At 64.4% G+C, this 23,576-nt stretch carries 20 protein-coding genes and 1 tRNA gene; 14 read left to right on the top strand and 7 right to left on the bottom strand.

All coding sequences use genetic code 11. The annotated features are described in order from the left end of the window. Nucleotides 1-3: 3 nt before the first annotated feature. The 3 genes from MLB1_RS14400 to MLB1_RS14390 all read right to left on the bottom strand — a co-directional run bounded on the left by MLB1_RS14400 (nucleotide 4) and on the right by MLB1_RS14390 (nucleotide 2,151). Nucleotides 4-1,359: a 2-polyprenyl-6-methoxyphenol hydroxylase-like oxidoreductase gene (locus MLB1_RS14400; protein ID WP_180750526.1), complete on the bottom strand. Its 1,356-nt coding sequence runs from the start codon at nucleotides 1,357-1,359 to the stop codon at nucleotides 4-6. 170 nt (nucleotides 1,360-1,529) lie between these two features. Further along, nucleotides 1,530-1,616, bottom strand: a tRNA-Ser gene (locus tag MLB1_RS14395). A gap of 31 nt (nucleotides 1,617-1,647) precedes the next feature. Then, nucleotides 1,648-2,151, bottom strand: a complete 504-nt coding sequence (locus MLB1_RS14390; RefSeq protein ID WP_358146801.1) for a MarR family transcriptional regulator — start codon at nucleotides 2,149-2,151, stop codon at nucleotides 1,648-1,650. Between the two features lie 95 nt (nucleotides 2,152-2,246). Between MLB1_RS14390 and MLB1_RS14385 the strand changes: the two genes are divergently transcribed. Then, entirely contained in the window at nucleotides 2,247-3,236 is a 990-nt protein-coding gene (locus MLB1_RS14385; RefSeq protein ID WP_180750524.1) for an NAD(P)H-quinone oxidoreductase, read from the top strand. 26 nt (nucleotides 3,237-3,262) lie between these two features. On the opposite strand, the gene MLB1_RS14380 is transcribed toward MLB1_RS14385, so the two are convergent. After that, on the bottom strand, nucleotides 3,263-4,459 hold the full coding sequence (locus tag MLB1_RS14380) for a cysteine desulfurase-like protein (RefSeq protein WP_180750523.1): 1,197 nt from the start codon (nucleotides 4,457-4,459) through the stop codon (nucleotides 3,263-3,265). A 109-nt stretch (nucleotides 4,460-4,568) separates the two neighbouring features. Between MLB1_RS14380 and MLB1_RS14375 the strand changes: the two genes are divergently transcribed. From MLB1_RS14375 to MLB1_RS14350, 6 genes are read left to right on the top strand one after another with little or no spacing between them, the layout of a single operon-like run. Next, complete coding sequence (locus MLB1_RS14375) at nucleotides 4,569-6,551, top strand: DUF6541 family protein (protein ID WP_180750522.1); 1,983 nt, start codon at nucleotides 4,569-4,571, stop codon at nucleotides 6,549-6,551. Continuing rightward, nucleotides 6,548-7,075: a bacterial proteasome activator family protein gene (locus MLB1_RS14370; RefSeq protein WP_180750521.1), complete on the top strand. Its 528-nt coding sequence runs from the start codon at nucleotides 6,548-6,550 to the stop codon at nucleotides 7,073-7,075. Before MLB1_RS14375 ends, MLB1_RS14370 begins: the two co-directional genes overlap by 4 nt. A 2-nt stretch (nucleotides 7,076-7,077) precedes the next feature. Then, entirely contained in the window at nucleotides 7,078-7,869 is a 792-nt protein-coding gene (locus tag MLB1_RS14365; protein WP_180750520.1) for an ABC transporter ATP-binding protein, read from the top strand. Next, nucleotides 7,862-8,797, top strand: a complete 936-nt coding sequence (locus tag MLB1_RS14360; protein WP_180750519.1) for a glycosyltransferase family 2 protein — start codon at nucleotides 7,862-7,864, stop codon at nucleotides 8,795-8,797. The genes MLB1_RS14365 and MLB1_RS14360 overlap by 8 nt, the downstream gene beginning before the upstream one ends. Next, a complete protein-coding gene (locus MLB1_RS14355; RefSeq protein WP_180750518.1) occupies nucleotides 8,790-9,623 on the top strand; it encodes an ABC transporter permease in 834 nt (277 codons plus the stop codon). Before MLB1_RS14360 ends, MLB1_RS14355 begins: the two co-directional genes overlap by 8 nt. A 2-nt stretch (nucleotides 9,624-9,625) precedes the next feature. Continuing rightward, nucleotides 9,626-10,306, top strand: coding sequence for a phosphatase PAP2 family protein (locus MLB1_RS14350; protein ID WP_180750830.1), 681 nt, complete (start codon nucleotides 9,626-9,628; stop codon nucleotides 10,304-10,306). Here MLB1_RS14350 and MLB1_RS14345 read toward each other — a convergent pair. The 3 genes from MLB1_RS14345 to MLB1_RS14335 form a co-directional block, all read right to left on the bottom strand. Next, complete coding sequence (locus MLB1_RS14345; protein ID WP_180750517.1) at nucleotides 10,260-11,753, bottom strand: diacylglycerol kinase family protein; 1,494 nt, start codon at nucleotides 11,751-11,753, stop codon at nucleotides 10,260-10,262. The genes MLB1_RS14350 and MLB1_RS14345 overlap by 47 nt on opposite strands. Before the next feature lie 49 nt (nucleotides 11,754-11,802). Continuing rightward, a complete protein-coding gene (locus tag MLB1_RS14340) occupies nucleotides 11,803-12,381 on the bottom strand; it encodes a hypothetical protein (RefSeq protein ID WP_180750516.1) in 579 nt (192 codons plus the stop codon). Nucleotides 12,382-12,489: 108 nt separating this feature from the next. Beyond that, nucleotides 12,490-12,921: a carboxymuconolactone decarboxylase family protein gene (locus tag MLB1_RS14335; RefSeq protein WP_180750829.1), complete on the bottom strand. Its 432-nt coding sequence runs from the start codon at nucleotides 12,919-12,921 to the stop codon at nucleotides 12,490-12,492. A 95-nt stretch (nucleotides 12,922-13,016) separates the two neighbouring features. Here MLB1_RS14335 and MLB1_RS14330 point away from each other — a divergent pair, with 95 nt between their 5' ends. The 7 genes from MLB1_RS14330 to MLB1_RS14300 all read left to right on the top strand — a co-directional run bounded on the left by MLB1_RS14330 (nucleotide 13,017) and on the right by MLB1_RS14300 (nucleotide 23,473). Beyond that, nucleotides 13,017-14,450, top strand: coding sequence for a PLP-dependent aminotransferase family protein (locus MLB1_RS14330; protein ID WP_180750515.1), 1,434 nt, complete (start codon nucleotides 13,017-13,019; stop codon nucleotides 14,448-14,450). Nucleotides 14,451-14,499: 49 nt separating this feature from the next. Then, nucleotides 14,500-15,354, top strand: a complete 855-nt coding sequence (locus MLB1_RS14325; RefSeq protein ID WP_180750514.1) for an alpha/beta fold hydrolase — start codon at nucleotides 14,500-14,502, stop codon at nucleotides 15,352-15,354. Between the two features lie 291 nt (nucleotides 15,355-15,645). Continuing rightward, complete coding sequence (locus tag MLB1_RS14320; RefSeq protein ID WP_180750828.1) at nucleotides 15,646-16,053, top strand: GtrA family protein; 408 nt, start codon at nucleotides 15,646-15,648, stop codon at nucleotides 16,051-16,053. Nucleotides 16,054-16,073: 20 nt separating this feature from the next. Beyond that, the gene (locus tag MLB1_RS14315; RefSeq protein ID WP_180750513.1) at nucleotides 16,074-17,483 is read left to right on the top strand and encodes an FAD-binding oxidoreductase; all 1,410 of its coding nucleotides are present in this window, start codon (nucleotides 16,074-16,076) and stop codon (nucleotides 17,481-17,483) included. A gap of 34 nt (nucleotides 17,484-17,517) precedes the next feature. Continuing rightward, the gene (locus MLB1_RS14310) at nucleotides 17,518-18,297 is read left to right on the top strand and encodes a decaprenylphospho-beta-D-erythro-pentofuranosid-2-ulose 2-reductase (RefSeq protein WP_180750512.1); all 780 of its coding nucleotides are present in this window, start codon (nucleotides 17,518-17,520) and stop codon (nucleotides 18,295-18,297) included. Between the two features lie 10 nt (nucleotides 18,298-18,307). Further along, nucleotides 18,308-20,197 (top strand): galactan 5-O-arabinofuranosyltransferase, encoded by a 1,890-nt coding sequence (locus MLB1_RS14305; protein WP_180750511.1) that lies wholly within the window; start codon nucleotides 18,308-18,310, stop codon nucleotides 20,195-20,197. Nucleotides 20,198-20,218: 21 nt separating this feature from the next. Then, nucleotides 20,219-23,473: an arabinosyltransferase domain-containing protein gene (locus MLB1_RS14300; RefSeq protein ID WP_180750827.1), complete on the top strand. Its 3,255-nt coding sequence runs from the start codon at nucleotides 20,219-20,221 to the stop codon at nucleotides 23,471-23,473. Nucleotides 23,474-23,576 lie beyond the last annotated feature (103 nt).

Raw genomic sequence — 23,576 nt, 5'->3', positions numbered from 1 at the left:
GACCTAGCGCGTCGATGTGCTTATGCGACGCAGATTTCCCTTAATGATGCGAATCAAGAGTGCGGGCCGCAGTAGGCGCGTAGGCCCATCATGGAGTTGCACCAGCCGCATGAATGTTTCGGCTACGACGATGTCCTCGGTGGCCGCGGCCGCCATCCTGTTCGTACCCCAGTTCAACAACCGCTTGGGTATCAAACGCCAATCGTCGGCAGGCAGCACCATGAAGTCGTTGAATCTGTTGGCCTGCCAAATCTGAGTCAGACTCCTGGCGGCCGCCCGAAAGTAGCGCCGGCTCAGATCGTCATCATTGGACTGGGCCAGACAGCGTCGCAATGCTTTCGCTTGGAACGCGGCCGAGGTCATGCCTTGGCCGTACACCGGGTTGAAGCTGCAGAAGGCGTCGCCCAGGACGAGCAGACCCCGGGGAAAGTGGCGCAACTTGTCGTAGCGGCGCCACACACTTGCCGGGTACTGCTGCGCCGACATCTCGCCAATCGGTTCTGCGGCCCGAAGTGCGGCGACAAAACGGGCGGGCAGGAGCTCTGCGGCCGAGGAGAGAAGCCCAGGGAGGCCCTCCGGTGGTCTGTGTCCTGCGATACCGATCAACGTCAGGACCGCGGTATCGTCCTCGTAGGCCAAAAATCCTGCGCCCGTAGAACTTTGAAGAGTGGGTGCAACCAAGGCAACCTTCTCGGTGAGCAGTCCGTGCGGCACTCGAAAAAACTGGCTGCAGTAGCGCAAGTTCACCGAGTAACTCTGCTCGGCCGGGCTCTCGAAGCCGTGCGCCCTGAGGAATGCGGGAGTTCGACCAGCCCGACCGGTGGCGTCAACCACTAAATCCGCGTCCAGCACCTGTTCCTGCTTGGTTTCGCGACTCACCAGCCGAACGGCCATAACGCGGTCGTCCGGGCCGAGAATCGGCTCAACGACATCATGCCCTTCGAGGGATGTCACGTTCTCGATGGCCTGCACCCGCCGCCGGACACGAGCCTCCAGTAATGGCCGACTCACGGTGTACGCCACCATTGCTTCGCGATTTATGAATTGACCGTGTTGGGCCAGTGCATGGTCACCAATATGCGCATAGGCCAGCGATGGGTCGTCGACAATGTGCGCACCGGCTGCCACGAGGTCATCGAACAGGCCGGGAAACAACTCGCTCAACACCGTCGAGCCACGATTCAGCAATTGATGCAGATGCCTGCCCTGGGGCACTCCCTTACGCTGAATCACCTTCTCCGGAAACACATCACGCTCCACCAGCGTGACATGCTCATAGAATTCCGCCAGCACACGTGCGGTAAGCAATCCGGCCATACTTGCGCCGCAGACCACGGCGCGGTGGCCACGTCGGCTCACCGGAGCCCACCCTGATCGACGTCCCTCACAACCGCCAGCCTGGCACCGGCAGCAGCCAGCGTCCAGACCCAACAGGGACGGATATCAGAGATTCGCCGTGATACGCCTGAGTCGGTCATCGAAGGGCACTAAGTCGCCAGCCCAACGCGCATCCGGGACGGGCATAAGAGCGGTGGCGGAGGGATTTGAACCCCCGGTCGGTGTTAGCCGACTCTCGCTTTCAAGGCGAGTGCATTAGGCCGCTCTGCCACGCCACCGTCGGCAAGCCTAGCGGCTCCGTGTGGCGGGCTACTCCCCGACGCGACCCTTGGGCTCATTGAGCGCCTCCTCGGCACCCTCACCCACCCGCCGGAAGCTCTCGGCGACGGCGGCCTGCTGCGGTCGCGTCAGCCGAGCCAGATAGTGCTCACGCACACACTCGGAGTAGGTGAGCATCGCCGCCTCGCCCAGCGTGCGGCCCTGCTCGGTGAGCGCCGCCAGCACTGCCCTGCGGTCCTGGGGCATCGACCCCCGTTTCACCAGGCCCTGCTCCTCCAGGCGACGCACCTGATGGGTGATGCGGCTACGCGAGGCCAGCAGGCCGTTGGCGATATCCCCCATCCGGCAGCTGCCGTTGGCAGACCGTAGTAGCTGCTGCAGCACGTGAAAATCTGTCAATGAAATGTTGTGTGTTGCAACCATCTTGCGATTCAGCAAAAAGTACAGCCTGTTAGTGGCCACCCAAAAGTTTTGCCACGAACGAAATTCAGCGAGATCAAGTCCAGGGACTTCACTCTCCGAACGCGTACTCATACGCCATCCCCCCTTCCACCGACCATCCCATTGCCTCGACCGCGCCTCCACCCGCTGTGTCCCGGCGCCCGATAGCTCGGCATATTCTGGATGTTATGCACGCTATCACCGTTGACAATCCGGGTGGGCCAGAAGCGCTGTGCTGGACCGAAGTTCCCGATCCAATCCCAGGTCCGGGCGAGATCTTGATCGACGTGGCCGCCGCGGCAGTTAATCGCGCGGATCTGCTGCAACGTCAGGGTTTGTACACCCCGCCACCTGGAGCAAGCTCCATATTGGGTCTCGAATGTTCGGGCGTCATCAGCGCACTCGGTGAGAAAGTTACGCAATGGGCTGTGGGACAACCCGTTTGCGCGCTGTTATCCGGCGGTGCCTATGCGGAAAAAGTGGTGGCGCCCGCTAGCCAGTTGCTACCAATTCCTTCAAATATCAACCTTGACGTAGCGGCCGCGCTACCCGAAGTCGCGTGCACGGTGTGGTCGAACCTGGTGATGACAACGAGAATGACTGGCGGACAAACCATCCTGATTCATGGCGGCGCCAGTGGTATCGGCACCCACGCCATTCAAGTCGCCAAGGCGCTCGGTGTGCGGGTTGCGGTCACCGCCGGCACACCCGACAAACTCGAGGCCTGCGGTGATCTTGGCGCCGACTTAACCATCAACTATCGCGACACCGATTTTGTACAGGCTGTTCACAGTTTCACCGGCGGTGCGGGTGTCGATCGAATTCTGGACATCATGGGAGCGAAATACCTGGACCGGAATGTCGATGCCCTCGGCAATGACGGGCACCTCGTCATCATCGGCATGCAGGGCGGTGTGGTCGCGGAGCTGAACATCGCCAAGCTGATCGCCAAGCGCGGCTCGATCACCGCCACCACCCTGCGAGCCCGGCCCGTCGACGGCCCATCCGGCAAGGCGGCGATCGTGGATTCCGTGGTGCGGAACGTGTGGCCACTCGTCGAGGCAGGAAAGGTCCGGCCGGTCGTGGGTGCCGAGATCCCCCTCAGCCAGGCCGCGAAAGCGCATCGTCTGCTGGAGAGCGGCGAGGTAGTCGGGAAGGTGCTACTGACGCTGCGATGAGCCGCTTGCGCGAAGAGCGTGGGCCCTCAGCCCAGTGAGGCGACCGCGCGGACCAGCTGGTCAACCTCGGCAGCCGTTGAATAGTGCCCCAACCCGACCGTTATCGCGCCACCGATCTCGTTGACACCGATCGCGTCGAGCACCCGCGAGCTGGTGTTCGCGATCGCGCACACACCGTTATCGGCCAGGCGCTGCACCACCCGATCCGCCGGAACCCCGATGACGGTGAAGCTGAGCGCAGGGATCCGATCCTCGGGAGCTCCGATGACCATGACACGCGGCAGGGTCCGCAGCGCGCTCACCAGATATCTGAACAGCCAGTCCAGATATGCACCTGCCGAGTTCAAGGACGTCAGCAGCCGCTCACGCCGGGTACCCGAGGCGGACTCGTCAAGACCCGCCAGGTACTCCACGCTCGCTACCAGTCCGGCCAGCATCGCGAACTGATGCCCGCCCAGCTCAAGCCGTGCCGGGCCACTCGCGTACGGATCCAGCGATATCGAACTGATCGAATCCAGCAGCGCAGGGTCGCGAAACACCAACACACCAACCGGGGGTCCACCCCAAGCCGTCGCGTTGAACGCAACAACATCGGCGTCGAGAGCCTCGATGTCCACGGCCCGGTACGGCACCAGGCTCGAACAGTCCATCACCACGATGCCGCTGACCGCGTGCGCAAGCTTCGTGGCCTGCTGCAGGTCAGGCACCGTTCCCAGGGTCGACGACGCCGCCGTCACGGCCACCAACCGAGTCGGCTTGGTAAGCAACGACTCCCACTGCCAGGACGGCAGGTCGCCGGATTCGATGTCCACCTCGGCCCACTTGACCTTGGCTCCATACCGGTTGGCCGAACGCAGCCAGGGCTGAACATTGGCCTCTTCGTCGAGCCTGGACACCACCAGCTCGTAGCCCAGCCCCGCCTTGGAGGACGACCCCTCGGCCAACGAGTTGAGCAGAACGGCACGATCGCTGCCCAGCACCACACCACGCGGGTCGGCGCCCACCAGGTCGGCAGCGGCCTGCCGGGCGGCCTCCAACACGGCTGCACTGCGGCGCGCGCTGGGGTGGGGTCCGCGCGTGTCGGAGAAGGATCCGCGGAAGGCTGTGGATACAGTCGTAGCAACCGCATCGGGGATGAGCATCCCGGCCTGAGTGTCGAAATGCACCCATCCGTCGCCGAGTGTCGGGTGCAAACCGCGCACCCGGGCGACGTCATATGCCATGCCAGACACCTTAGATGCTCACTACAGGTCACGGCACTGAACCCGTCCTTGCACCACGCGCCGACGGACGAGGGTCAACGGCGCCGTCTCGTGTAGTCATACTAGAACAATGTCGCTTGCTTTCGGGGTGGCTGCGGCACTGCTGTTGCTGTTCGTCCCGGGCTGGCTGATTGGCCGAGCCTTCGGGCTACCAACGCATTCAGCCGCCGTCACCGCACCTGCATTGACCTACGGGCTAGTTGGGTTCTGCATAGTCGTCTTTGGCTCAATCGGCATACCGTGGAACTCAGTTTCCGCCGGGTTTGCGCTTCTCGGTGCGATCGTCATCGCGCAGCTGTTCTGGCGGTGGCTGCGGCCGAAAGAGCACGCTGAACAATCTCCGTCACAAAATCGGGCGGCACTGATCGCCGTCACGTTCGGCATCGTGATCGGGACCGCGCTCATCGCCTACGCATTCCTGCGCGGGCTCACCAACTGGCAGTCGATTCCGAGCACCTGGGACTCGATGTGGCACGGAAACACCATCCGCTACATCCTCGACACCGGGCAAGCATCGTCGACCCGCATGGGCGACCTCCGCAACGTCGAGACCCACGCCACCCTCTACTACCCGTCGGCCTTCCACGGGCTGGCCGCGGTGCTCTGCCAGCTGACCGGGGCCGCCCCCACCACGAGCTACACGCTCTACGCGGTCGCCGGGTCGCTGCTCTTCCCGCTCTCGGCGGCGACGCTGGCATGGCAGATGCTGCGCGGCCGCAGCAGCCTCACCTTCCAGGCCGGCTCCGCGGCCACTGCCGCCGCACTCTCGGCATCGTTCACCGCGCTGCCCTATGTCGAATTCCACGTCGCGGCCATCCCGAACCTGGTTTCCTTCGCCCTGGTGGGCCCGGTGATGATCGCCATCACCAGCGTCGTCGCCGATCGCAGCCGCGTACCGGTCGCGATCGTGGCATTCGTGGGTATCGCCTCCGTGCATACCTCGGGCGCCATCGTGGTGGTCGTCTTCGTGGCGGCGTGGTGGGTGCTGGCACCACTATCCCGACGCAGGAGCAGTGGCACGGAACGAAAATCAGTACGCCGCTTGGGAAATGGCTTCGTGCCGCTGGCCGTCGCGGGCATGGGCTCGCTAGTGCTGCTCTACCCGCAGCTACGCACCCTGCTACAGCTGTCCGAGATCATCGCCGGGCATCAATTCGGCACACCGTGGGGTAAGAAGCGCGCGCTGCTGAATGCCCTCACCCAGCACACCCGGCACCTGGCCGACTACCCGGTGCAGTCCGCGCTGCTGTGGCTGGCAGCACTCGGCGCCATCGTGTTGATCGTGAAGCGAGTGTACTGGCCGATCGCCGTCTGGCTGCTGTTGATCGTCGCGATTGTCCACTCCTCCAGATCCTTTGGCGGGTTCGTAGGCCATGCGGTGGCCCTGTTCTCCGACGCGTTCTACAGTGACCCGCGCCGACTGTCGGCCATCGTCTGCCTGCTACTGGCCCCGGCCGCCGGGATCGGTCTGTTCACTCTGGCGTACGCCGTGCTGAAGAGGGTGCGAGGGGAGCGAACACGAAGATGGGCGCTAGTGGCCACGGCCATCGCGCTGGCCCTGGTGTGCAGCTTTTCCGCCCGCCACTACTTCCTGCCGCATAAGTACCTCGTCAGCGCCAAGTACGACCAGGTGATGATCGGCCCCAAGAAGCTCGCCGCGATGGCCTACTTGGCGACCCTGCCCGATGCCAAGGACTCCACCATCGGCGACGGAAACGTCGACGGCTCCGGGTGGATGTACGCGGTAGCGGGCCTGCATCCGCTGTGGACGCACTATGACTACCCACAGCAGGAGGGACCGGGCTATCACCGGTACATCTTCTGGGCCTACGCCGACGACGCCGATACCGACAGGCGCGTGACAGAAGCTGTGCATGCACTGAACATTCGCTATGTCATGACCAGCACTCCTGTGGTCCAGGGGTTCAAGGTTCCCGACGGACTAAGGTCGTTGGACAGATCCCGATCATGGAGAAAGCTGTACGACAACGGCGCCGCCCGCATCTACGAATGGGTGGGCGACCGGAAATCAGATGCGGAAGGTGACAGATGACCCATCCCGGTCACGGTGAAAACTCTGACGACAGCGAGGACGAGGTAATCGTTCTGGGCGTGGAGGATTCCGACAAGGGCGCCGATGCCGCAGACGACGACATGTCGATCACCGACCTGGTGGAACAACCCGCCAAGGTGATGCGGATCGGCACGATGATCAAGCAGCTGCTTGAGGAGGTGCGAGCGGCTCCCCTCGACGACGCCAGCCGCACCCGACTGCGCGAGATCCACGCCAAGTCCGTTCGTGAGTTGGAAGACGGGTTGGCCCCCGAGCTCCGTGAGGAGCTGGAGCGTCTCGCCCTGCCGTTCAACGAGGACACCGTTCCCTCGGACGGCGAGCTGCGCATCGCCCAGGCGCAGCTGGTGGGCTGGCTAGAGGGGCTGTTCCACGGCATTCAGACAGCGCTCTTCGCTCAGCAGATGGCCGCCCGCTCACAGCTTCAGCAGATGCGTCAAGGGGCGCTGCCGCCGGGTCTTTCGGTGCCCGCACAGGGTGGCAGCGGCACCGGCCAGTACCTGTAAGCGTGGTCAGTATCCAGACCCACGAGGCGTGGGTAGAGTTTCCGATTTTCGACGCTAAGTCGCGCTCGCTGAAGAAGGCGTTCCTGGGCAAGGCCGGTGGCGCCATCGGACGCAACGCCTCGAATGTGGTGGTCATCGAGGCGTTGCGGGACATCACGCTCTCACTCAAGGAGGGCGATCGAGTCGGGCTCGTCGGCCACAACGGCGCGGGTAAATCGACTCTGCTGCGGCTTCTTTCGGGAATATACGAACCCACCCGGGGCAGCTCGTACGTCCAGGGTCGGGTGGCGCCCGTCTTCGACTTGGGTGTGGGCATGGATCCGGAGATCTCCGGGTACGAGAACATCATCATCCGCGGCATGTTCCTAGGACAGACCCGCAAGCAGATGCAGGCCAAGGTCGAAGAGATCGCCGACTTCACCGAATTGGGCGAGTACCTCTCCATGCCGATGCGTACGTATTCCAGCGGTATGCGCGTTCGCCTGTCCATGGGCGTAGTCACCAGCATCGACCCGGAGATCCTGCTGCTCGACGAAGGCATCGGAGCGGTCGATGCCGAATTCATGAAAAAGGCCCGAATCCGGTTGCAGGAGCTAGTGAAACGGTCCGGCATGCTCGTCTTCGCCAGCCACTCCAACGAATTCCTGGCCCGCCTGTGCAACACGGCAATGTGGATCGACCACGGCACCATCAAGATGAGCGGCGGTATCGAGGATGTAGTCCGCGCCTATGAGGGCAATGAGGCCGCGGATCACGTGGCCCAGATCCTCGCCGAAGACGACCAGCATGCCTAACGCGGTCGTCGCTGTCGTTGTCACCTATCGGCGCCCGGTCGAGCTTGCCGAGTCGCTGAAGATCGTCACGTCTCAAACCACGTTGCCGACACACCTCATCGTGGTCGATAACGACAACGACCCCGCCGTCAAGGCCCTGGTCGACGGCCAGCCTATCGCCACGACATACCTGGGATCGCGCCGAAACCTCGGGGGTGCAGGGGGATTCGCCCTCGGCATGCTGCATGCACTCACCCTGGGCGCCGACTGGGTGTGGCTTGCCGACGACGACGGCCGCCCCGGCGGGACCGAAGTTCTGGAAACCCTGCTGGCCTGCGCCCGCAGGCATCGCCTCGCCGAGGTATCGCCGATGGTCTGCGATATCGACGATCCCGGTCGGTTGGCGTTTCCGTTGCGCCGCGGCCTGGTGTGGCGCCGGCGGGTGGAGGAACTTCGCACCGAAGCCGGCCAAGACCTCTTGCCGGGTATCGCGTCGCTGTTCAACGGTGCGCTGTTTCGTGCCGAAACCCTGGAAGCCGTGGGCGTTCCCGACCTGCGCCTGTTCGTGCGCGGCGACGAGGTAGACGTGCACCGGCGACTCGTGCGCTCCGGCCTGCCGTTCGGAACCTGTTTGGACGCAACGTATCTGCATCCCAATGGCGCCGCCGAGTTCAAACCGATCCTGGGCGGCCGCATGCACACTCAGTACCCCGACGATGCCACCAAGCGTTACTTCACCTACCGCAACCGCGGCTACCTGATGTCCCAGCCCGGCATGCGCAAGCTGCTGCCCCAGGAATGGGTGCGCTTCGGCTGGTACTTCCTGATCACCCGACGGGATCTTTCCGGCATGCGTGAATGGATTGCCTTGCGAGGCTTGGGCCGACGTGAGCAGTTCGGGCGGCCGGGCAACCCGACGCCTTCGGTACAGGAGAGTGACAATGAGTGAGGAACTACTGGGGTTATCTTCGGACTCCCGGACGTTCAAACGCGCGTGGCGTGACCTGGCAGAGGGCTTCGAGCATCGCCAGCTGTGGTTACAGCTGGGCTGGCAGGACATCAAGCAGCGCTACCGGCGTTCGGTACTGGGACCGTTTTGGATCACCATCGCCACCGGATCGACTGCGCTGGCGATGGGCATCCTGTACTCGCAGCTGTTCAAACTCCCCCTGGCCGAACATCTGCCCTACGTGACAATCGGTTTGATCGTTTGGAATCTGTTCAACGCCGCGATCCTGGAGGGCTCAGACGTCTTCGTCGCCAACGAGGGCCTGATCAAGCAGTTGCCGACGCCGCTCAGCGTCCACGTCTACCGGCTGGTGTGGCGGCAGCTCCTGTTGTTCGCGCACAACATCATCATCTTTCTTATCGTCATCGCTGTGTATCCGCCGCACTGGCATTACTCCGATCTCAGTTTCATCCCCGCGCTGGTGTTGATCACGCTCAATTGCGTATGGGTTTCACTGGTTTTCGGGGTCATGGCCACCCGCTATCGCGATATTGCGCCGCTGTTGGGCAGCCTGGTGCAGCTGTTGTTCTTCATGACGCCGATCATCTGGAACGAGAACATGCTCAACGAGCGGGTCGGGAAGCTGGCCACCGTGGTGCAGCTCAACCCATTCGTGCATTTCCTGGCCATCGTCCGCGATCCACTACTCGGGCTCGATCAGCAGGTCCACCACTGGGTCATCGCGGGCACCATCACCATCGTCGGTTGGATTATCGCTCTCGTGGTGATGCGCCAATACCGCGCCAGGGTTCCGTACTGGGTATGAGCATGCCGAGGACCACCGGCCAGGATTCCCGTTGGCTGCCGGTATCCGCCGGCGCAGCCCTCCTTATATACGCACTGCTGTGGCTGGGCTATGTGCGGCAGTGGAGCTGGCTCGCTGGGCTCGATGCCGCGGCGCTGGATCCCGCACACGAGTACGGCGTCGCCCATCCCGGCTGGGTCACCGCGTGGGACGTGTTCTGCACCGTCTTGGGCCCCACCGCATTCCGGCTCGCCGTCGCGGTGGTTGTCATCGTGCTCCTGGTACGACGCCAGCCGCGAGTGGCCGTGTTCCTGGTGCTCACCGTGGAACTCAGCGCGGTGGTCACCGAACTGGCCAAGCTGCTGGTGAATCGGCCGCGCCCGGAAACCGCTCTGGTCGGCGCCTACGCATCGTCCTTCCCCTCCGGACATGCCGTCGGCACAGTTGTCAGTGTGCTTGCGCTGCTAGCCGTGTTCATGCCGAAAGCAGGTGCCACGCTACGCCTCTGGGGCGGGATGCTCGGCACGGTACTGATTCTCGCGATCGGTGTCGGTCGAGTTCTGCTGAACGTCCACCACCCCTCAGATGTGGTGGCGGGATGGGCACTGGGCTACGCGTACTTCGTGGCCTGTCTGCTGGTGCTGCCACCGTGGCCCCTCAGGGCAGCGGGCGGAGCACACTCAACGCCCGGTAACGAACCTTGAAACTGGCATCCGTGTACGTGTCCCCCGCCTCGCCGTCACGTGCGAGCACAGTCGGGCCGTCCACCGCGGTGAAGGAAAACTCGGGCACCTGCAGCTCGTGGTAGAGCGGGCTGCGCGGTAGCCGCCCCAGCACCAGTGCCGTCAGGATCCGCACACTGCTGAACTTGCGCCCGGTTTCCAGGATGCGCACGTCGATGAGGCCGTCATCGAGACGAGGCCGCACCGAAGGGGCGAAACCCGATGGCAGATAAGCCGAATTGCCCAGGAAGAAGAGCGATGTCTGGACGGTCTTGTTATCGAAGCGGATACGCACCGGATGATCGCGGCGCGCGATGTGCAACATCGCGTACACACTGGCCAGCGGCTTGCCTATCCGACGTTCGAGCTTCTCGCGGATCTGCACGAACTTCGGATAGGAGCCGATGCTGGCGGTGTTGATCACCACCTGGCTCTCGTTCAGGTAGACCAGATCGACGCGGCTGGCGCTACCCCGGCGGATGGCATCGACCGTCTTGACCACGCTCTCGCAGCCGATGTCCTTGGCGAAGTGGTTGAACGTGCCGCCGGGAAAGACGGCCAGCGGTGTATCGGTCTCCGCCGCCACACCTGCGGCACATGCCACCGTGCCGTCACCGCCGCCCACCGCCAGCACCTCGGCCCGGCGCGCCGCACTGCGCATCACCTCGATCACGTCGTCACCCTTGTTCAGTTCGACGATTTCGGTACGGGGCAATGCTTTTCGTACCTGATCCAGAATCCGCTGCCCGGTCCCGTCACCGGAGGCCGGGTTGACCACCAACACGACGCCCGCGCCGTCGGGACGCGGGGCGGTATCCACCCGCAGCGGGTCCGCCGCTGGTACCGCCGTCTGCGTAATCGGCGGCACCACCCGGGCACCCAAGACCGCTATCCCGGCACCAATCCCGAATCCCGCGAACACATCGCCGGGGTAGTGGACGCCGGTAGCCACCCGGGACAGGCCGACCAGCCCGGCCAGCAGCGCGAGTCCCAGGCCTAGCGGCGGGCTCTCGAGCCCCGCCCCCACCGCGAAGGCCGCGGCGCTCGCCGAATGGCCCGAGGGCAGCGACGAAGACGTGGGTAGCCGTCGGCTGCGACGCACGAGCGGCACCGACATATGGTCCGGCCGCGTACGCCGTCTCAGCCGTTTGGCCACCTGATTGGTGACCGCGCTTGTCATCGCCAAGGACAGCAGCCCACGCGTGGCACCGCGCTGCATCGCCGGCTTGCCGAATATCGCCAGCCCGGCACCGATCCCGATCCAGAGCTTGGAATGGTCCGCGGCGCGCGTGAGCCGCGGCATGACCGTGTCCAGCAGCGGGCTCGGGGACTCCGCGACCGCGTCGAACACCTCACGGTCGAGCGTGCCTAGACCAGCACCGATCTGCCGCAGACCACGGAGAGAATTCCGAGAAGGCAAGAAACCCATGCCATTCAACATATCCGCGGCGGACCGCCGGCGGTATCGATCGCTGAGGTCAGCAGCTGACAGCGACCTGAGCACCCGCCCGGAACGACACATGCACGTGGTCGTAGTGATTGGCCGTGGCGCTGCCGCGGTTCTCCATCATCGACCAGCCGTTGCCGTCGTTGTACCGCTGCTGCCAGATCACGTACGTCACCCCCAGCCGCTCACGGTTGGCGAGAACAAAGTTCGCGAGTGCCGTCCCGGTCGTGTTGGAGTTCGTCATGAAATCCAGGGCCAGACCGCGGCCGTGGTCGCCGCCACCACCCCGACCACTCGAGCCACCGATATTGGAGATGCCGAACATCGTCTTGAGGGCGTTACCCGCCTGGGCGACGGCGGGCTGCGCACCAGCCAGCACCGATGAGCATGGCTTGATGGCCTTGGCCCTGGCCTCCATCGCCAACGCCTCGCCCGAGATGAAACGCCGGTCCCGCTGTGCACGTGGCAGGTCGGTAATAAGCGCAATGGCGTGTTGTTCGGGCTTGATCGGAAGCTGCACATCGTGCGGTCCGACTTCGCTCACGATCCCCATAGCCGCGGCTCCGGCAACGAGAGACAGGCTGAGGCCCGCGACGCGAGAGGTCGGCATCGCGGGCCTCTTCTCCCCGTGCTTTGCACGCCATCTCGCCAAGATCACAGGGCTAGATTACGAAACGATCACGCTTCTGTCACGCCGACGACAAAGAATGTGGCAAATCTAGCCACGGCGTGGAGGTGCGTTGCGGGTAGTGACAGCGATGCGATTCCACGCGTTGATCGTCAGGATCATCCCGATGATCTGTCCCAGCTCGCGTTCGGTGAACACCGCGGCGGCGCGGGCGTAGGTGGCATCGGACACGTGCTCACCAGCGGAAAGCACGGTTGCCTCTTCGGTGAGGGCCAACACGGCCTTCTCCCGCTCGGTGTAGATATCGCCGGCCTCGGCCCAGGCGTTCAGTAGATAGATGCGCTGCTCGGTCTCACCGTTCTTGCGGGCATCGTGAGTGTGCATATCGAGACAGAACGCACAGTGGTTGAGCTGAGAGGCACGGATCTTGATGAGCTCGGCGAGGCCGGGATCGACATCCTTGGCCGAGGCGATGCTCAGCGCCATCACGGCCTCGTAAACCTCGGGCGAGACCTTCTCCATGCGGAGGCGGGGAGTCGTCAGTGTGTGTCCAAGTGTGTTTGTCATGTCATCAACTCTAGAACCGGAAAGACCCATTCTCATGGTTCAATTCAGGCATGAGTTCGTGGGCCAATTTGGGAACAACAGAGCCGCGTCCCCTCAGCCACGACCTGCATCTCGACCTGCGCCACGCCATCACTCCGGGGGCCCGGGGCGTACGTGACCTGCTGATCTCCGCGCTACGCGAGGCCGTCAGGTCCGGGCGCCTGACGGTGGGGGCGATGCTGCCGCCCTCCCGAACCCTCGCCAGTGACCTAGGCCTGGCGCGGAACACCGTCGCGGAGGCCTACGCAGAACTCGTCGCCGAGGGCTGGCTCGAATCGCGACAGGGCTCCGGTACCCGCGTGGTCGGTCGTGGCCAAGACCAGCTGCCACCGCGGCCGCGTGGGGCGGGCTCCCCCCCACCGCACAACCTCATGCCTGGGTCCGGGGACGTCACGGCCTTCCCCCGGGCGGACTGGCTCGCCTCCGTCCGCCGCGCGCTGAGCAACGCGCCCAATGAGGCCCTGCGCATGGGCGATCCGCGCGGTCGGCCCGAATTGCGTTCCGCCGTCGCCGAATACGTGGCCCGAGTACGCGGTGTGCGAACTACCCCAGATTCGGTCTTCATCTGTGCGGGCACCCGGCACGCCGTGGAAATCCTCACCCGGATATACGGGCTTACCCGGCCGATCGCCGTAGAAGCGTACGGACTCTTCATCTTTCGTGACTGTATAGACACCGCGGGTGGCTCCAGCACACCGATCGGCTTCGACGAAGAGGGCGCCGTCGTCAGTGATTTGGACACCCTCGACGCGCGCGCGGCCCTGATCACCCCCGCCCATCACTTCCCACACGGGCTGCCACTGCACCCGTCGCGGCGCACCGCGGTGGTGGATTGGGCGCGCCGCACCGACTCTTACGTCCTGGAGGACGACTACGACGGCGAGTTCCGCTACGACCGTCAGCCCGTCGGCGCGCTACAGAGCCTGGATCCCGACCACGTCGTGTATCTCGGTTCGGCGAGTAAGAGCCTGGCACCCGCATTGCGGCTGGGATGGATGGTGCTGCCACCTGAGCTGGTGGACGCGGTGGTGGCGGCCGCGGGTGGGGCGCAGTGGTACGTCGACGCCATCTCGCAGCTGACCATGGCGGACTTCATCGCCAACGGACACTACGACCGGCATATCCGGCGCATGCGCAGCCGGTACCGACGAAGACGCGACCTGCTCGTCGAGCGGCTGGCGGACTATGACGTCGGCGTCCGCGGACTATCGGCCGGATTACACCTACTGCTGACGCTGCCCGACGGCGCGGAGCCCGACGTTTTGTACCGCGCCGGTGCGGCAGGAGTGGCGCTGGCCGGACTGTCGCGGCTGCGCCATCCACTCGCCGGCCCGCATATCCCCGACCCGGACGGGGTGGTGGTCAGCTTCGGCACCCCGGCCGACCACGGTTTCGCGCCCGCCGTCGACGCGCTATGCGGCGTGCTGGCGGCCACGGGCCTCTAAAGGTCTGTCCGCCCCCGGATGGCACCGACTGGCAGTGCCATGTCTCGCGATGGCAGCAGGTCAGGGCGATCGTCGAGGTATGCCTACTTTCGAATCCAGCGCCGGCGCCATCCACTACCGCGATAGCGGGGACGGTCCACCGATCGTCTTCGTGCACGGGCTCTTCGTCACCGGCACCATGTGGCGGAAGGTGATCGATCCACTCAGCGAGCGCTTCCGCTGCATCGCGCCGGACTTGCCGCTCGGCGCACACCGGACTCCGATGAACCCCGACGCCAACCTAAGCCCACACGCAGTCGCGGGGCTGATTCGCGAGCTGATGGAGAGGCTCGATCTCGATGACGTCACCGTGGTCGCCACCGATACAGGCGGGGCGATCACCCAGCTTTTGTTGGCCGGCGGCTGCGACCGGATTGGCCGGGTGGTGCTGACGCCCTGCGATTCCTTCGACAACTTCCTGCCGAAATCGATTCGCATCTTCCAATACTGGGCGCGCGTTCCCGGTACCGACTTCGTGCTGCGTCCGTTCACGTTCAGATTCGCGCAACGTGCCCTCGGAAAGACCCTCGCCAAACACTCGATTCCCGACGAAGTGCTGGGTGAGTGGGTAGGCCCCCTGCTACAGGACAAGGCGGTCCGACGCGATGTACGCGCCTTTCTCAGCCGAATCGACTACCACGACACACTGGACGCCGCCGAGACGCTGCGGACCTTCGAGAAACCGGTCCTGCTGCTCTGGCCACGCAAGCTGCCGTTCTTCCCGTTCGCGCACGCGGAACGCTGGGCGCAGCTACTGCCCGACGCAAAACTCGTCGAGGTCCCAGACAGCTACGCCTTTGTCAGCGAGGACCAACCCGAGCTCATGGTCAGCGAAATCGAGACGTTCGTAGCGCAACGAGTGTGAGCACAGGCGCTCAAACTCGGAGGACGCGAAGACGCGTTACTCGTCGTCCTTGGCGTGATCGGCGACTCCGGGGTTCGGATCACGTGACAGATCGATCAGTGGATCGACGCCCTCGCCCTCGGCCCGTTCGTGCTTTCCGTGCTCTGGAGTCGTCATAGCTTCCCCTCAACGCATCAATGTTCCAGCAATCCAGCTACAGAATCTGCCGCGACCTTACACACGCACGCTGCGGCGCGCAGTGACCGGTGGCATAGGCTCTGCCGCGTGCAGGATGCCCCGAAGTCCGACGCGGTGTCGAGCCCAGCACCGGCGCCGCTGTCGCTGACCACTCAAGCCACCCGTTTCGTCATCACCGGCGGACTCTCGGCCATCGTCGACTTCGGACTATATGTACTGCTGCTGCACTTCGGCCTGCAGGTCAATATCGCCAAATCCATCAGCTTTGTCGCGGGAACCACCACGGCCTACCTGATCAACCGGCGCTGGACGTTCCAGGCCGAACCGAACCGAGCCAAATTCATCGCGGTAATGGCGCTCTACGGTCTGACGTACGCCGTCCAGGTCGGCATCAACTACCTGTTCTACATGCAGTTTGAGGACAAACCCTGGCGAGTGCCAGTGGCTTTTGTCATCGCACAGGGGACGGCAACAGTCATCAATTTCATCGTGCAGCGCGCTGTGATCTTCCGGATACGGTGAGCCGCTACGCTCAATCAACGATGACAACTCCGAAGTCCGCGCTACCCCTCACTCCGCGCACGCTGACCGGGTTCGGCCGCACCGCCCCGACCGTGGCGCAGGTGCTCTCCACCCCCGACGTCGCCGTCATTGCCGAAGCGGTACGCCAGGTCGCCGACGCCGGCTCCGGCAGTCCCAGCTATCTGCGCCGCGGTATCGTCGCGCGCGGTCTGGGCCGCTCCTACGGCGACCACGCCTGCAACGGCGGCGGCATCGTCGTCGACATGACCCCGCTCAACACCGTGCATTCGATCAGCGCGGATACCGCGATCGCCGATGTGGACGCGGGCGTGAGCCTGGACCAGCTGATGAAGGCCGCGCTGCCCTTCGGTCTGTGGGTGCCGGTGCTACCCGGCACCCGGCAGGTGACCATCGGCGGCGCCATCGGCTCGGATATCCACGGCAAGAACCACCACAGCGCGGGCAGCTTCGGAAACCACGTGCTGTCCCTCGATCTGCTGATGGCCGACGGCGAGGTGCGCACCATCGCCCCGGACGGCCCCGATGGCGAGCTCTTCTGGGCCACGGTCGGCGGAAACGGCTTGACCGGCATCGTGGTTCGGGCCCGGATCGCCATGACGCGCACCGAGAGCGCCTATTTCATCGCCGACGGGATCGCCACCGCGGACCTGGACGAGACCGTCGCCGTGCACCAGGACGGCAGCGAGGATAACTACACCTATTCCAGTGCCTGGTTCGATCTGATCAACCCGCCGCCCAAGCTGGGCCGCGCAGCCGTCAGCCGCGGCCGCCTGGCCAGAGTGGACCAGCTGCCGCCGAAGCTGGCGAAAGACCCGTTGCGGTTCAGCGCGCCACAGCTGCCGGGCTTCCCCGATCTCTTCCCGGTCAGCGTCATGAACAAGCTGTCGCTGAGCATGGTCGGCGAGGCGTTCTACCGGATGAGTGGGAACTACCAGGGCAAGATCGTCAACCTGACGCAGTTCTACCACATGCTGGACATCACGACTGGCTGGCAATACGCCTATGGCCCAGCAGGTTTCGCGCAGCATCAGTTCCTGGTACCGCCCGACGCACTTGACGAGTTCAAGGGCATCATCCGGTGGATCCAGACCCAGGGTCACTACTCGGCACTCAATGTCTTCAAGCTCTTCGGTCCGGGAAACAAGGCGCCGCTGAGCTTCCCGATGAAGGGCTGGAATGTCGCCATGGACTTCCCCAACAAGCCCGGTGTCAACGAGTTCCTCAACGAGCTCGACGAGCGCGCGATGGAGTTCGGCGGACGGGTCTATACCGCCAAGGATTCGCGGGTGAACGCAGAGAAGTTCCACAAGATGTACCCGCGCGTCGACGAGTGGATCGCCACCCGACGCAAGGCCGACCCCCAGGGCGTGTTCGCCTCCGATATGGCCCGCCGACTCGAACTGCTCTGATTTTTCACGCTGGAATACCACAAGGACTGACAACATGATTGACGCAACCGGAAACCCGCAGACCATCCTGCTGCTGGGTGGCACCTCGGAGATCGGCCTGGCCATCGTCGAGCGCTACCTCAAGAACGCCAAGGCACGGGTAATCCTGGCCGACCTACCGAACGCTCCTAAGCGCGAGGCGGCCATCGAGCAGATCAAGGCCGCAGGAGCCAAATCGGTCGAGTATCTGGATTTTGATGCCGTCGATACCAAGACCCACCCGACACTCATCGAATCCGCTTGGGCGCAGGGCGATGTGGACGTCGCGATTGTCGCCTTCGGCATTCTCGGGGATGCCGAAGAGCTCTGGCAGGACCAGGCCAAGGCGGTACTGAGCGCACAGGTCAACTACACCGCCGCGGTCTCCGTCGGGGTGCTCATCGGCCAGCGGATGAAGGCGCAGGGCTTCGGCCAGATCATCGCGATGTCCTCGGTTGCCGGTGAGCGGGTGCGCCGCTCCAATTTCGTCTACGGCTCCACCAAGGCCGGGCTCGACGGCTTCTACCAGGGCCTCGGAGAAGCGCTGCGCGAGTTCGGTGTACGCGTGCTGGTGGTACGGCCGGGTCAGGTGCGCACCACCACGACGATCGAGCATTGGAAGGCCACCGGCGCCAAGGAGGCGCCGTTCACGGTCGACAAGGAGGAGATCGCCGAGCTGGTGGTGGCGTCGGCCGCCGCGGGCAAGGACCTGATCTGGGCGCCGGGCCAGTGGCGCTATGTGATGTCCGTGCTGCGCCACGTTCCGCGCCCCATTTTCCGCAAGTTGCCCGTGTAACCCCGTCGAAATGACAGCCCAGATGGCATTGAAGTCACGTCGGCATGTGCTGGACACCATCAAAGACCTGACGCTCGCTGTTGTCATGGCCACCTCGGTCAGTGCCGTCGCGCTCATGGCGATTGCGCGGGTGGAGTGGCCGGCCTTCGGGTCTTCCAACCAACTGCACGCCCTGACCACGGTCGGCCAGTTCGGGGCCATCGCCGGGCTGCTGCTAGCGGGCCTCGCCTGGCGGTCGGGCCGCGAGCTGCTCGCGAAAGTGCTTTCCCTGCTCTTTCTTTCGGTGTTCACCGTGGTGACTCTCGGTATGCCGCTGGGCGCCACCAAGCTCTACCTGTTCGGAATCTCGGTGGACCAGCAATTCCGCACCGAGTATCTGACGCGGTTCACCGATGCGCCCGCGCTGCACGATATGACCTATTCGGATATGCCACCGTTCTATCCGGCCGGCTGGTTCTGGATCGGTGGGCGCATCGCGGCACTCACCGGAACCACCGGCTGGGAGATGTACAAGCCATGGGCCATCGCATCGCTGGCCATTGCGGTATGTGCGGCATTCGTCCTGTGGAACAAGATGATTCGCTTTGAGTACGCGCTCATCGTGACCACCGCGACCGCGGCCGTCACACTGGCGCTCACTTCCACCGAACCGTACGGCGCGATCGTGACTGTGCTGCTGCCACCCGTGCTGGTGCTGGGCTACAGCGCGCTGCGCGCGACCGGGAGTGCCGGCTGGATGGCGGTGATCGGGACGGGCGTGTTCCTAGGCTTCTCGGCGCTGGCCTACACACTGCTATTCGGGTACGCGGGGCTGACCATCACCGTCGTGGCCAAGGTCGTCGCGATAACCCGATGGCGGCGGGACGGCTGGCGGGCCATCCGGGAACCGCTGCTGCGCTGGCTAGCCATCATCGGCATCGCAATCGTCATCGCCCTGGTGTTCTGGGGACCCTACCTGCTTGCCGCACTGCGTGATTCGCCGGAGAACGCGGCATCGGCGCAGCATTACCTGCCCAATGACGGCGCCGAGCTGTCCTTCCCCATGCTGCAGCCCACCATGCTTGGTGGTCTGTGCCTGATCGGGACGGTGTGGCTGGTGGTGCGGGCACGGACCTCGGTACGTGCCGGGGCGCTCGCGATCGGCGTGGTATCCGTCTATCTGTGGTCGCTGCTGTCCATGCTCGCCACCCTCGCCAAGACCACCCTGCTGTCCTTCCGGCTCGTGCCCACCCTCACCGTGCTGCTCACCGCCGCGGGCGTGTTCGCCTTCATCGAGGTGGCCGCCTGGGCCGCCCAGCGCACCAAGGCCGCGACGCTCGTGGCGACCGCCATCGGTCTGGCCGGTGCACTGGCATTCAGCCAGGACATACCCGATGTACTGCGTTCGGACATCGTCATCGCCTACGCCGACACCGACGGCACCGGACAACGCGCCGACCGCCGTCCGCCCGGCCCAGAAAGTCACTACGCCGCCATCGACAAGGCCATCACCGAGATCACCGGCCAACCGCGCGATGAGACCGTGGTGCTCACCGCCGACTACAGCTTCCTGGCGTTCTATCCCTACTACGGATTCCAGGGCCTCACCCCGCACTACGCGAACCCACTGGCACAGTTCGACAAGCGCGCGGCGGCAATCAAGGGCTGGGAAGACCTGCACACGGCCGACGAGATGGTCCGCGCGCTCGATGCGCTGCCCTGGCGGTCCCCGACCGTCTTTCTGATGCGCCAGTCCGGTGACAACTACTCCCTGCGGCTTGCCAAGGATGTCTACCCCAACCAGCCGAATGTGAAGCGATACACCGTCACGTTGAACAAGCAGTTGTTCGCTGACCCGCGGTTCACCGTGCGGACCATCGGGCCCTTCGTCCTGGTTGTGCGGGTTCCACCGCACGCTTAAGGCTCTTCACGCAAGCGGCTCATCGCACGCCAACTAACATCTTCCTCCGTGACGGTTCAGGGAAACGCGACGGAGAAGGTCGCCAACAACGGCGACGGCGAATACCGCAGGGCCCGGCTGACCGCTATCGTCACCGGCTTCCTGGGTGCACTGCTGGCCATCGCCACTCCATTGCTTCCCGTTCAGCAGGACACAGCGCAGCTGAACTGGCCGCAGAACGGCACCCTCGCAAGCGTCGACGCCCCCCTCATCGGATACGTCGCCACCGACCTCACCATCACGGTGCCCTGTGCGGCAGCCAAGGGGCTCGACGGACACAACAGCGTGCTGCTCTCTACCGTGCCCAAGCAGGCACCCAATGCCGTCGACCGCGGCATGCTGATCCAGCGCACGGGCGGCGACCTCGTGGTGATCGTGCGCAACGTGCCGGTGGTGACGGCGCCGATCTCCGAGGTCACCGGCCCCAACTGCCAGCGACTCGAAGTAACCGCACACTCAGACAAGGTCACCGGGAAGTTCGTCGGCCTCACCCAGGGGCCCAAGGATGCCCAACCCGGGCAGCCCCGCGCCGGGGAACGCGGTGGTTATGACTTCCGACCGCAGATCGTCGGCGTCTTCACCGACCTTTCCGGACCCGCTCCCGAAGGCCTGAAACTCTCCGCCACCATCGATACCCGGTACAGCAGCTCTCCCACGTTCATCAAGTTCATCGCGATGATCCTGGGTGTCCTGCTGACCGCCGTCTCGCTGGTCGCCCTACACACTCTCGATGCGGCAGACGGGCGCAGGCACAAGCGCTTCCTGCCCGAGGGCTGGTGGAAACCGCGCCCGCTGGACGCGCTCGTCGGGGCGGTGCTGGTGTGGTGGCATTTCGTCGGCGCCAACACCTCCGACGACGGCTACATCCTCACCATGGCCCGCGTGTCAGAGCACTCGGGCTACATGGCCAACTATTACCGCTGGTTCGGCACACCCGAATCACCGTTCGGCTGGTACTACGACCTGCTGACCATCTGGGCACATATCAGCACCTCCAGCGTCTGGATGCGGCTGCCCACCCTGGTCATGGGCCTGCTGTGCTGGGCAGTCATCAGTCGCGAGGTGATTCCCCGGCTGGGCCACGCCGCCCGCACCAATCTCGTGGTGCCCTGGACGGCGGCCGCGATGTTCCTGGCGTTCTGGCTGCCGTTCAACAACGGCCTACGGCCCGAACCGATCATCGCCCTCGGCATCCTGCTGACATGGTGCTCGGTCGAGCGAACAATCGCCACCAACAGGCTGCTGCCCGCAGCCGCGGCCTGCATCATCGGGGCGCTGACCTTGTTCTCCGGTCCGACAGGTATCGCGTCGATCGGTGCGCTGCTGGTTGCGATCGGGCCGCTGCGCACCATCGTGGCCAAGCGCGCCAAACGATTCGGCTACGCCGCATTGCTCGCACCGATCCTGGCGGCCGGACTGGTGACGCTGATCGTCATCTTCCGCGATCAGACCCTCATCGGGGAGATCCAGGCCAATGCGCTCAAGTCGGCCGTCGGCCCGTCATTGAACTGGTTCGACGAGCACGTCCGCTACGAGCGGCTGTTCCTGCCCACCACCGACGGCGCCATCTCCCGGCGGTTCCCGGTGCTGGCCCTCATCACCGCGCTCGGCGTAGCCGTGGCAATGACATTGCGCAAGAACAAAATTCCCGGCACCGCGAGTGGACCCAGCCGACGGATCATCGGCATCACCCTGATCTCGTTCATCGCGATCATGTTCACCCCCACCAAGTGGACCCACCACTTCGGGGTGTTCGCCGGCCTGGCCGGCTCGCTGGGCGCACTGGCCGCGGTGGCGGTCACCGCGGCAGCCATGCGCTCGCCACGCAACCGCACGCTGTACGCCGCGATCGTGCTCTTCGTCCTCTCGCTGTCGTTCTCCAGCGTGAACGGCTGGTGGTACGTCTCCAATTTCGGGGTTCCGTGGTCAAATTCCTTCCCGCAGTGGCATTTCGGCATCAGCACCGTGTTCTTCGGGCTCTCGGTGCTCGCCCTGTTGATCGCGGCGTGGATACATTTCACGGGCCGCGATCACCCGGGCAGCACGCCCGTACCTCCGGTATTGGCCCGCATCGCCGAATCTCCTCTGGCCGTAGGCACCTGGATCGTTGTGATCTGGTCGGTCTTCTCGCTGACCGCGGGCATGGTCAATCAGTATCCCGCCTGGTCGGTCGGACGTTCCAACCTCGACGCGCTGCGTGGACACGGCTGCGGGTTGGCCAACGATGTACTGGTTGAGGAGGACCCCAACGCCGGAATGTTGCAGCCAATCGATGCCCCGATCGGGCAGGCACTAGCCGCCGATACCAACATTCTGTTCGATCCCAACGGAATTCCGTCGGATGTATCGGCCGATGAGGAGAACAACCCACAGGGCTCCGATAGCTTCGTCGAACGCGACAAGGGTGGCAACACCCCAGGGAGCCAAGAAGGCACCGAGGGCGGCACCACCGTGGTCGCCGGTGTCAACGGATCGCGGGCGCGCCTGCCCTTCGACCTCAAACCCGAGACCACACCGGTGATGGGCAGCTATCAGATTGGCAGTCAGCGTTCGGCTCGGTTGCAGTCAGCGTGGTACCGACTGCCCCCCAAGGACGCTACTAAGCCGCTGATCGTGCTGTCGGCCGCAGGCCGGTTCGACCCGTACGAGCTTCAGGTGCAGTTCGCCGGCGAGGACGGGAAGGTCAAGGGCGCCATTTCGTTTGCCGACCTTGGTCCGGCCCCGGCCTGGCGAAACGTACGAATGTCCCGCGATGCCATCCCGACGGACGCCACCCGAATCCGGCTGCTGGTCGCCGACGAGGACTTGGCGCCACAACACTGGATAGCGGTTACCCCACCCCGGGTTCCGTCGCTGCGCTCACTGCAGGAAGTCGTGGGCTCCGAACCAGTGTTTCTAGATTGGCTCGTCGGGCTTGCCTTCCCATGCCAGCGGCCATTCGATCACAAGAACGGAGTCATCGAGATTCCAAAATGGCGCATTCTCCCCGACCGCTTTGGCGCGGAGGCGAACTCGCCGGTGATGGACTACCTCGGTGGCGGCCCGCTGGGTATCACCGAGCTGCTACTGAAGGCGACCCCGGTGCCGACCTATCTGAAGAACGACTGGTTCCGCGACTGGGGTGCGCTGCAGAAGTTCACGCCGTACTACAAGAACGCCACCGAGGCACAGCTGCAGCTCGGAACCGCTGTGCACAGCGGGCTCTGGACGCCCGGACCGCTGCGCAAGAGTCGTTAACATCCGCCGGCCGAGACAGGGCCGTTGGCTGATTCTCGATAGGAACTGGCAACTTATCGGAAGCCAGTAGCAGTCTCGCCGACTTCAATTGGGGTTGTCATTA

The organism is Mycobacteroides sp. LB1, assembly GCF_013449725.1.
Classification (GTDB): Bacteria; Actinomycetota; Actinomycetes; order Mycobacteriales; family Mycobacteriaceae; genus Mycobacterium.
The sequence above is the reverse complement of the archived record's forward strand: the minus strand, read 5'-3'. Positions and strand labels throughout refer to the sequence as shown.

What these genes read in the sequence shown, in the direction of transcription:
- MLB1_RS14375 (WP_180750522.1), top strand. Translation starts at nt 4,569, where the DNA reads ATGTCGCTTGCTTTCGGGGTGGCTGCGGCACTGCTGTTGCTGTTCGTC.
- MLB1_RS14390 (WP_358146801.1), bottom strand. Translation starts at nt 2,151, where the DNA reads ATGAGTACGCGTTCGGAGAGTGAAGTCCCTGGACTTGATCTCGCTGAA.
- MLB1_RS14315 (WP_180750513.1), top strand. Translation starts at nt 16,074, where the DNA reads ATGACAACTCCGAAGTCCGCGCTACCCCTCACTCCGCGCACGCTGACC.
- MLB1_RS14325 (WP_180750514.1), top strand. Translation starts at nt 14,500, where the DNA reads ATGGCAGCAGGTCAGGGCGATCGTCGAGGTATGCCTACTTTCGAATCC.
- MLB1_RS14305 (WP_180750511.1), top strand. Translation starts at nt 18,308, where the DNA reads ATGACAGCCCAGATGGCATTGAAGTCACGTCGGCATGTGCTGGACACC.
- MLB1_RS14350 (WP_180750830.1), top strand. Translation starts at nt 9,626, where the DNA reads ATGCCGAGGACCACCGGCCAGGATTCCCGTTGGCTGCCGGTATCCGCC.
- MLB1_RS14340 (WP_180750516.1), bottom strand. Translation starts at nt 12,381, where the DNA reads ATGCCGACCTCTCGCGTCGCGGGCCTCAGCCTGTCTCTCGTTGCCGGA.
- MLB1_RS14335 (WP_180750829.1), bottom strand. Translation starts at nt 12,921, where the DNA reads ATGGAGAAGGTCTCGCCCGAGGTTTACGAGGCCGTGATGGCGCTGAGC.
- MLB1_RS14370 (WP_180750521.1), top strand. Translation starts at nt 6,548, where the DNA reads ATGACCCATCCCGGTCACGGTGAAAACTCTGACGACAGCGAGGACGAG.
- MLB1_RS14380 (WP_180750523.1), bottom strand. Translation starts at nt 4,459, where the DNA reads ATGGCATATGACGTCGCCCGGGTGCGCGGTTTGCACCCGACACTCGGC.
- MLB1_RS14355 (WP_180750518.1), top strand. Translation starts at nt 8,790, where the DNA reads ATGAGTGAGGAACTACTGGGGTTATCTTCGGACTCCCGGACGTTCAAA.
- MLB1_RS14330 (WP_180750515.1), top strand. Translation starts at nt 13,017, where the DNA reads ATGAGTTCGTGGGCCAATTTGGGAACAACAGAGCCGCGTCCCCTCAGC.
- MLB1_RS14345 (WP_180750517.1), bottom strand. Translation starts at nt 11,753, where the DNA reads ATGGGTTTCTTGCCTTCTCGGAATTCTCTCCGTGGTCTGCGGCAGATC.
- MLB1_RS14360 (WP_180750519.1), top strand. Translation starts at nt 7,862, where the DNA reads ATGCCTAACGCGGTCGTCGCTGTCGTTGTCACCTATCGGCGCCCGGTC.
- MLB1_RS14310 (WP_180750512.1), top strand. Translation starts at nt 17,518, where the DNA reads ATGATTGACGCAACCGGAAACCCGCAGACCATCCTGCTGCTGGGTGGC.
- MLB1_RS14385 (WP_180750524.1), top strand. Translation starts at nt 2,247, where the DNA reads ATGCACGCTATCACCGTTGACAATCCGGGTGGGCCAGAAGCGCTGTGC.